The organism is Promicromonospora sp. NPDC057488 (assembly GCF_042802395.1).
Taxonomy (GTDB): Bacteria; Actinomycetota; Actinomycetes; order Actinomycetales; family Cellulomonadaceae; genus Promicromonospora.
The window spans coordinates 1-8434 of record NZ_JBHVEG010000229.1 but is presented as its reverse complement, the minus strand read 5'-3'; the positions used below and the strand labels follow the sequence as shown (position 1 = coordinate 8434).

Here is an 8434-nt window from a genome sequence, read left to right as displayed (position 1 = left end):
GCTTTGACGAGTGTCAAAGCGAAGAAACTTAGGCCTCAAAGGAGAGCTGGCCGACGGCGGAACGCGCCGCCCGCACGACGCCCGCGACGCACCCGGCCAGCCCCAAAACCCCCGGCCGCACCGACTCGCCGCCGGAGTATCGTGAGGAGTGGACGAGCCCGGGACGCCTCTGCCCGGGACTGGTCCTGAACCTTCTTGAGAGGTAGGCGTCATGACGACGTCGAACGCCGCCCCGCCGGCTGACTGCTCCTGGCGAGGACTCCGCGGAGCATCCTGATGAGCACCTGGGCCTGGATCCTGATCGTGATCGGCGTCCTCGTCGTGATCGGCCTCGCGATGGCGATCAAGATCGTCAAGCAGTACGAGAAGGGCGTGCTCTTCCGGTTCGGCCGGCTCAAGGGCACCCGCGAGCCGGGCCTTCGGGTCATCATCCCGGTGGTCGACGTGCTGCACCGGATCTCCTTGCGGATCGTCACGATGCCGATCCAGTCCCAGGGCATCATCACCAAGGACAACGTCAGCGTCGACGTGGCCGCCGTCGCCTACTTCCGGGTGGTCGACGCCGTGAAGTCCGTGATCGAGATCGAGAACGTCACCGCGGCCATCAACCAGATCGCCCAGACCACGCTGCGGAACGTCGTCGGGCAGCACGCGCTGGACGAGATCCTGGCGGAGACCGACCGGATCAACGACGCCATCCGCCTGATCCTCGACCGCACGACCACCGGGTGGGGCCTCCGGATCACGCTGGTCGAGCTCCGGGACATCCAGCTGCCCGAGACCATGAAACGCGCCATGGCACGTCAGGCCGAGGCCGAGCGGGAGAAGCGCGCGAAGATCATCAACGCCGAGGGCGAGCAGCTCGCCGCCACGAGGCTGGGCGACGCCTCCGACATCATGATGGTGCACCCGCTGGCGTTGCAGCTGCGCAACCTGCAGACGCTGGTCGAGCTCGGCGTCGACCGGAATACCACGGTCGTGTTCCCCGCGCCGCTGATGAGCACCATCGGCGAGCTCGGCAACTTCCTGGCCCGCGAGGAGTCGGCCGCGGCGGCGAAAGCACCGGCCGGCCGCGCCGACGACGACGCCACCCCGGCGCACGGGCAGGGGTAGCACCCGGAGCGCAGGCGACGCCCGGCCTCACGCCGGCGGGCGCCACGCCCCCTCGGGCAGCGGCGGCGGGCCCGTGGCCTCGTTGGGCGAGCACAGGGGCAGCCGGTCGCCGAAGTACCGCAGGATCACGGCACCGATCACGCCGGACAGGATCGAGCCCACCAGGATGCCGACCTTGGCCTCGTTGATCAGCGCCTCGTCGTCGAACGCGAGCTCGCTGACGAACAGCGCGATGGTGAAGCCGATGCCGCACAGGAACGCGCCGCCCGCGAGGTGCCCGTAGCGCACCCGGCCCGGCAGCGTCCCCAGCCCGGTGACCAGCGCGATCATCGCCCCCGCGAAGACACCTATCCCCTTGCCGAGCACCAGGCCCACCAGCACGCCGAGCGTGACGGGGCTCGAGACGGCGGCGCTGATCGACTCGCCGGACAGCACCACACCCGCGTTGGCCAGGCCGAACACCGGCACCACCACGTACGAGCTCAGGGGGTGCAGCGCATCGAGCAGGCGGTCGCTGGTCGGCACCGCCGACTGCGCGGCCCGCACCGCGAGACGGGAGCGGGCAGGGTCCAGCTCCTCCATGAGGGCACGCCCGTAGAAGCCGAAGTGGAGGCGCGCCTCGTCGTCGTTCCCACGCCGGGCCGTGGGCACCGCGAGGCCCACCACCACGCCCGCGAGGGTGGGGTGCAGCCCGGACTCCAGCACGACGACCCACAGGACCGCGCCCACGATCAGGTACGGCGCGATCTGCCAGATGCCGATCCAGCGCATGGCGAACAGGACGACGGCGAGCACGGCCGCGAGCACCAGCGCCCCGACCATGAGCGCGTCGGAGTAGAAGATGCCGAGCAGGGCGATGGCGCCGATGTCGTCGAAGATCGCCAGCGTCAGCAGGAAGATCCGCAGCTGGTCCGGGCAGCGGGGCCCGACCAGGGCGAGCACGCCGATCACGAACGCCGTGTCGGTGGACATCGGCAGGCCCCAGCCGGCGGCGTCGGGCCCGGACGGGTTGATCAGCAGGTACATCCCGATCGGGACCACCAGCCCGCCGATCGCACCGAACAGCGGCACGGACGCGGCACGGAAGCTGCGCAGCTCGCCGACCGTCAGCTCCCGGTTGACCTCGACGCCCACCACCAGGAAGAACACGGCCATGAGGAAGTCGTTGACCCAGTGGTGCAGCGACAGGTGCAGCTCCCACGTGCCGACCGTGAGGTTGATCGGTGTGTCCCACAGGGCCTCGTACGAGCCGCCCGCCATGTTCGCCCAGACCAGCGCGATCGCCGACGCCGCGAGCAGCAGCGTCGCACCCCCGCCCTCGGTCGCGAAGTAGCTGCGCAACCCCGGGGAGAGACGCGGATACGGGATGTCGACCCGAGGCCTGGGTCCTGGTCGGGTGGGTACTCCCGTAGGGATCCGGTCTGCCACGGGTCAAGGATAGAAGACGCCGACGGCGTCAGCCGATCGCCCGCGTCGCGGCCAGGGTGCCGAGCAGCGCCAGCCCCTCCGCCGACGGCGATCCGGCCGCCGCGTGGTACACGACCAGCTCCTGGCCCGCCGCGCCCCGCACGTCGAAGACGTGCACCCGCAGCTCCAGGTGCCCCACCTCGGGGTGCGCGAACCGCTTGGTGTCCAGCCGCTTGCCCCGGGCGTCGTTGCGGTCCCACAGCTCCGCGAACTCGGGACTCTTGACGCGCAGCTCGTCGACCACCGCGCGGATCCGCGGGTCCCCGGGCGTGCGCCCGTCGGCGAGCCGGAGCCCGGCCACGGTGTTCTCCGCGACGAGGTGCCAGTCCGGGTAGAAGGTGCGCGCGCGGGGGTCGAGGAAGGTCGCCCGCGTCAGGTTCCGCGAGAACGGGAAACCGCCGAAGAGCGCCTCGGCGAGCGGGTTGCTCGCCAGCACGTCGAAGGCGCGCCCGAAGACGAGCGCGGGGCTGCCGGTCCACGAGAGCATGAGCTCCAGGAGGGCGTCGTCCGCCTCCTCGGACGGCGCGGGCGGCACCGGCCGGGGGCTCAGGCCGGCGAGGCGGTAGAGGTGCTGCCGGCCGTCGTCGTCCAGGCGGAGCACCTCGCCCAGGGAGTCGAGCACCTGCGGCGACGGGCTCGTCTCGCGCCCCTGCTCCAGGCGCACGTAGTAGTCCACGCTCACCCCGGTCAGCATCGCCACCTCCTCGCGGCGCAGCCCGGCCACGCGGCGTCGACCGTAGACCGGCAGCCCGAGCGCCTCGGGCGTGAGCCGGTCGCGCCGGCCGCGCAGGTAGTCGCCGAGCGGGGAGGAGGTCATGCCCAGACGGTACGACGCGCGCCTTCCCCTATCCAGGGTGTGCCGCACCCAGGTGGACGGCGCCCTTCCTGGGACCTGGGCGGTGTCCGAGCCTGGAGCCATGACAACGACCAACACACCCAAGACCGTGCTGGTGACCGGTGCGAGCAGCGGCATCGGCGAGGCCACCGCCGTGCGGCTCGCCGCGGAGGGCCACGTCGTGGTGCTCGGCGCCCGCCGCACGGACCGCCTGGCGGCGGTCACCGAGCGCATCCGTGCGGACGGCGGACGAGCGAGCGCCCTGCCCCTGGACGTGACCGACGCCGACGGCGTGCGCACCGCCGTCGATGCCGTGGTGCGCGAGCACGGCCGCATCGACGTCATCGTGAACAACGCCGGCGTCATGCCGCTGTCCCGGCTCGACGCGCTCCTGCTGGACGAGTGGGACCGCATGATCGACGTCAACGTGCGCGGCCTGCTGCACGGCATCGCCGCGGTGCTCCCGCACTTCCGGCGGCAGGGCGGCGGGCACGTCGTGACGGTCGCGTCGGTCGGGGCGCACGAGGTCTACCCGACGTCGGCGGTGTACTCGGCCACGAAGTTCGCGGCCTGGGCGATCACCGAGGGGCTGCGCATGGAGTCCGACCCGAGCATCCGGGCCACCACGATCACGCCCGGGACGGTCGAGAGCGAGCTCGCCGAGCACATCTCCGACCCGGAGGCGCAGACCTACATGAGGTCGTTCCGCCGCAACCTCATCCCGGCGGACGCGATCGCCCGGGCGATCTCGTTCGCCATGGCCCAGCCCGCGGACGTCGACGTGAACGAGATCGTCGTCCGCCCGGCGGCACAGCGCTAGGGCCGCCGGTCAGGGGACCGCGTGCATGCCCCGGTAGTTCGCGCGGAACAGCCGCTCGCCCGCCACGCGCAGCAGCCCGTTGCGCGCGGCGGGGTGCAGGCCGCGCGTCCGGTCGCGGCGGCGGGTCTGCTCCTGGACCTGCTCGACGCGCGGCCGCCGGCGCTCCTCGTACTCCCGCAGGGCGTCGGGCACCGAGGCGGCCCGGCCCAGGACGTCCGCCAGCACCAGGGCGTCCTCGAAGGCCATCGCCGCGCCCTGCGCCATGCTGGGCGTCGTCGCGTGGGCCGCGTCGCCGACCAGCAGCACCGGCCCCCGGCTCCACGGGGCGAGGGAGACCTCCTCGATCGGCCCGCTGTGCGCCACGGTCGCCGCGGCGACCAGCTCCGCGACGGGTGCGCCGAACCGGGCGACGAGCCCGTCCAGGCCGGCGTCGGCGTCGTCCGCACTCACGTCCACGTAGTGGTAGACCAGGTCCGGGCCGATCGGGAAGGTCAGGAACGTGACCCCGCGGCCGAGCCGGACCGACCACACCGCCTCGGTGTCCCCGCGCGGGCCGAGGAGCCGCCACGCGTGCAGCCCCGAGGGCCGCAGCCCGGCGTCCCCGAACACGAGGCGGCGCACCGTCGAGTGCGCGCCGTCGGCACCGACGACCAGGTCGTAGCGGCCGGAGGTGCCGTCGTCGAAGGTCACGTCGGCCTCCGGCCCGTCCGGCACGATCGACCCCGGGCCGACGCCCCAGCGGATCTCGACGTGCCCGGCCCCGTCGAGCAGCGCGGCGTGAAGCGCCGCGCGGTGGGTCGCGACGGTCGGCGCGATGCCCTGCCACACGCTGTCCGTGCCCACCTCGTACAGCACGCGGCCGCGGTGGTCCGCCACCTCCTGGCGAGCGATCGGCACGGCCGAGCCCAGGACGGCGTCCTCGAGGCCCAGCAGGCGCAGCCCGCGGACGGCGTTGGCGGGCAGGAAGATGCCCGCCCCGCCCACGGCCGGGGCGGCGGCCCGGTCGACCACCTCGACCCCCGCGCCCGACCCGCGCAGGGCCCGCGCGACGGCGAGCCCGGCGACGCCCGCGCCCACCACGAGAACCCGCCGGCCGTCGAGAGCGGGACGACGCGCGCTCACGCGGCGGCCGCCGGGGCGCCGAGCAGCGGCTCGAGCGTCGTGTCCAGCGTGGTCTCCAGGTAGGAGAGGCGCCCGGTGGCGCGCAGCAGCACGACCCCGCCCTGGACGGCGGTGAGGATGCTCCGGGCCGTGTCGCGCACCGGCAGGTCGGGCCGTGCGGCCCCGGTCACGATCAGGGCCTGGACGCCGGCCATCAGCGCTCCCTCCCAGCGGTCGTAGAGGTCGTCGACGATGTTGCGGGCCTCCGGGGAGGAGCTGCCCAGCTCGGAGGTCAGCGACCCCATGGGGCACCGCTCGCCGAGCTCGACGTAGTGCCGCAGGACGGCGGCGCGCCACGCGCGCCAGCTCTCCGGTGTCGACAGGTCGTCGAGGTAGGGGCGCTGGGCCTCCATGACCTGTTCCGCCTCGTAGCTCGTCACCGCCACCAGCAGCCCGGCACGGCCGTCCGGGAAGTAGTGGAAGAGCTGGCTCTTGCTCGTCGACGTCGCCCGCAGCACCTGGTCCAGGTTGGTCTCCGCCGCGCCCTGCTCGCGCATCAGCAGCGCGGCGCCCGAGACCAGACGCTCCCTCGTGGCGGCGCCCCTCGCCGTCGTCCGCATGGTCATGTCCTCAGGCTAGTGGGATCGGGGACAACTGGACGCCACGGTCCAGCCCTGTCCGGGCAGCGGACCGTGGCGTCCGCGCTCAGCGGAGCGGCCGGAACGTCGCGCGGATGTCCTCGACGACCGCCTCGGGGTTCTCCCACGGCGTGAAGTGCCCGCCGTGCTCGTGCGCCTTCAGGTAGGTCGGGTTGTACCAGGGCTTCTCGGCGGGGTCGTCCAGGAACGCCTGGACCCGCTGCGCGGTGCTCACCCCGGGCGGGTTCTCGTTGCCGAGGAAGGTGAGCCCGGTGGGCGCCTCGATGATCGGGGTGCGGTCGTGCGACGGCGTCCACGGGTACCGGTTCGCGTTGACGTAGGAGCGGATCGAGCTGGTGATCGAGTTCGTGACCCACCAGATCGTCGCGTTCGTGATCAGGTGCTCGCGGGGGAACACGCTCTCGACGTCGCCGTTGGACTCGCTCCACTTGGTCCACCGGCGCAGGATCCAGGACAGCATCCCGACGGGCGAGTCGGCGAGCCCGTAGGCGAGGTTCTGGTTGTCGAGGATGTGTACCGCGACGTGCGACGCGTACCGGTCCTGGAAGGTGAGGATGCCGTCCCGCACCTCGTCGGACGCGCCGGCCGGCACCTTCGCGCCGCCCGTCAGGTCCCACGGCCGCTCACCCTGGAACAGGTCGAGGTGGATCGCGTGGCCGAGCCAGATGCCGTACAGGTCCTTCGCGTACTTGTGGCCGAGCTGGCTCGTGACCAGGGCGCCGTAGTCGGCTCCGGCGGCGGCGTACTTCTCGTGGCCGAGGTGCTCGGTCATCAGCTTGTGCCAGAGCTCCGCCATCTTCCAGAAGTTCATGTCCGGGCGGCCCGCCGGGGTCGAGAACCCGAAGCCCGCCAGCGAGGGCACGATGACGTCGAACGCGTCGGCCGGGTCGCCGCCATGTGCCGCGGGGTCGGTGAGCGGCCCGATCACCTTGGACCACTCGCGGTAGCTCCAGGGCCAGCCGTGGCTCATGACCAGCGGGATCGGCGCCGGCCCCACGCCGTCCTCCTTCACGAAGTGGATCGGCGTGCCGTCGACCGTGACGCGGTACTGGTTCGCCTCGTTCAGCGCGCGCTCGGCCGCCCGCCAGTCGAACTCGTCGAGCCAGTACGCGACGAGCTCCTTCAGGTACTCCTGGCTGGTGCCGTAGTAGCCGTCGCTCTCGTCGATGTCGGCGGGCCAGCGCGTGTCGCGCAGGCGGTCCTTGAGGTCGTCGATCGTCTCCTGGGGGATCGAGACGCTGAACCGATGGCGCTCGAGGTCGGTGTTCTCGGTGGCGGACATGGTGCTGCTCCTTCGGGGGTCGGGGGCCGGCGAGCTCGTCATGCGAACTCCAGCCGGGTGCGGGTCTGGGTGCGGGTGGCGATGAGCCACCGGCCGCCGACCCTGCGATAGGTGACGTGGTAGTGGCCCCAGCCGCGCATGGTGCGGAACGGCGGCAGGGTGTCTCCCGGGGATGGCGCCGGGACGGCGCTCTCGCCCCGGAAGATGAGGTCCGCCATCGCCCAGACCGCCGAGGCGGTGTCGGCGGACTCGACGTCGATCTCGTGGGTGAGCAGCTGGTGGATCGGCTGCACGTCGCCGGAGTTGCGCGCGCCGAGCTGCTCCGCGATGTCGGCGGGGCCCGTCATGTGCACGATCTCGTTGCCGTCCACGTCGAGGGAGCGGAACCAGCCGTCGTCGGCGAACAGGCCGGCGAGGTCCTGCCAGCGCTTCTCGTCGGCATAGCGGGCGTAGCGGGCCTCGAGGCGGCGGATGTCCTCGATCGCGTCCAGGGTCTCCAGGTCTCTCATGGGTCTGCCCTTCCGTGCCGGATCAGAGGCCCAGGAGGCGCTTGGCCTCCAGCGGGTTGGTGTAGTCGCGCCAGGCGGCGATCTTGCCGTCGCGGATCTCGTAGACCGCGAGGTTCCTGATCGGGGCGAGCGTCCCGCCCGCCAGGGCCAGGCCGTGCACCTGCTCGGCGATGACGACGTCGCCGTCGACGGCCTGGTGGAGCGTCTCGAAGCGGACGCCGGCGAAGTTGCGGAACACTCCCGCCCACATCGCGACGAGGCCGGCGCGGCCACGGATCTCGGGGTCGCCGTAGTTCTCGAAGACGATGTCGTCGGCGAGGTAGGACCCGAGCAGGGCGGCGTCCTTCTTCTCGAAGGCGTCGACGAACTCGCGCACGAGGGCGTCGTTACCCGCCTCCTGCTCCGTGCGGGTGGTGGTGCTGGTGCTGCTGGACATGGGGCTTCTCTCCTCAACTGGACTGTGCGGTCCACTGTGCGCCCCATAAATTGGACCCACAAGTCCAATCCTTGCCACCCGCCCGCCAGGCCGTCCGTCAGGCCGTCCGTCAGGCCGTCCGCCCAGCCCGCCCAGCCCGTCGCCAAGCCGACCACCCCGCTGCCGCAGACGCGTTCGAGGCCTAAGTTTCTTCGCTCTGAGCTGGCTCAGAG

Annotated in this window: 9 protein-coding genes; 2 read left to right on the top strand and 7 right to left on the bottom strand. The window is 72.2% G+C overall.

Going from position 1 to position 8434, the window contains the following annotated elements; translation table 11 throughout:
* Positions 1-276 precede the first annotated feature (276 nt).
* On the top strand, positions 277-1113 hold the full coding sequence (locus ACFU5G_RS27500) for an SPFH domain-containing protein (protein ID WP_377251866.1): 837 nt from the start codon (positions 277-279) through the stop codon (positions 1111-1113).
* 27 nt (positions 1114-1140) lie between these two features.
* On the opposite strand, the gene nhaA is transcribed toward ACFU5G_RS27500, so the two are convergent.
* A complete protein-coding gene (gene nhaA / locus ACFU5G_RS27495; RefSeq protein ID WP_377251864.1) occupies positions 1141-2454 on the bottom strand; it encodes a Na+/H+ antiporter NhaA in 1314 nt (437 codons plus the stop codon).
* A 115-nt stretch (positions 2455-2569) separates the two neighbouring features.
* Complete coding sequence (locus tag ACFU5G_RS27490; RefSeq protein WP_377251862.1) at positions 2570-3397, bottom strand: helix-turn-helix transcriptional regulator; 828 nt, start codon at positions 3395-3397, stop codon at positions 2570-2572.
* 100 nt (positions 3398-3497) lie between these two features.
* Here ACFU5G_RS27490 and ACFU5G_RS27485 point away from each other — a divergent pair, with 100 nt between their 5' ends.
* The gene (locus ACFU5G_RS27485; RefSeq protein ID WP_377251860.1) at positions 3498-4235 is read left to right on the top strand and encodes an SDR family oxidoreductase; all 738 of its coding nucleotides are present in this window, start codon (positions 3498-3500) and stop codon (positions 4233-4235) included.
* A 9-nt stretch (positions 4236-4244) separates the two neighbouring features.
* On the opposite strand, the gene ACFU5G_RS27480 is transcribed toward ACFU5G_RS27485, so the two are convergent.
* The 5 genes from ACFU5G_RS27480 to ACFU5G_RS27460 form a co-directional block, all read right to left on the bottom strand.
* Entirely contained in the window at positions 4245-5357 is a 1113-nt protein-coding gene (locus tag ACFU5G_RS27480; protein ID WP_377251858.1) for an FAD-dependent monooxygenase, read from the bottom strand.
* Positions 5354-5962, bottom strand: a complete 609-nt coding sequence (locus ACFU5G_RS27475) for a TetR/AcrR family transcriptional regulator (RefSeq protein WP_377251856.1) — start codon at positions 5960-5962, stop codon at positions 5354-5356. Before ACFU5G_RS27475 ends, ACFU5G_RS27480 begins: the two co-directional genes overlap by 4 nt.
* 79 nt (positions 5963-6041) lie before the next feature.
* Positions 6042-7277: an epoxide hydrolase family protein gene (locus ACFU5G_RS27470; protein ID WP_377251854.1), complete on the bottom strand. Its 1236-nt coding sequence runs from the start codon at positions 7275-7277 to the stop codon at positions 6042-6044.
* A 38-nt stretch (positions 7278-7315) separates the two neighbouring features.
* On the bottom strand, positions 7316-7786 hold the full coding sequence (locus ACFU5G_RS27465; RefSeq protein ID WP_377251852.1) for a nuclear transport factor 2 family protein: 471 nt from the start codon (positions 7784-7786) through the stop codon (positions 7316-7318).
* 22 nt (positions 7787-7808) lie between these two features.
* The gene (locus tag ACFU5G_RS27460; RefSeq protein ID WP_377251850.1) at positions 7809-8222 is read right to left on the bottom strand and encodes a nuclear transport factor 2 family protein; all 414 of its coding nucleotides are present in this window, start codon (positions 8220-8222) and stop codon (positions 7809-7811) included.
* Between the last annotated feature and the right edge of the window lie 212 nt (positions 8223-8434).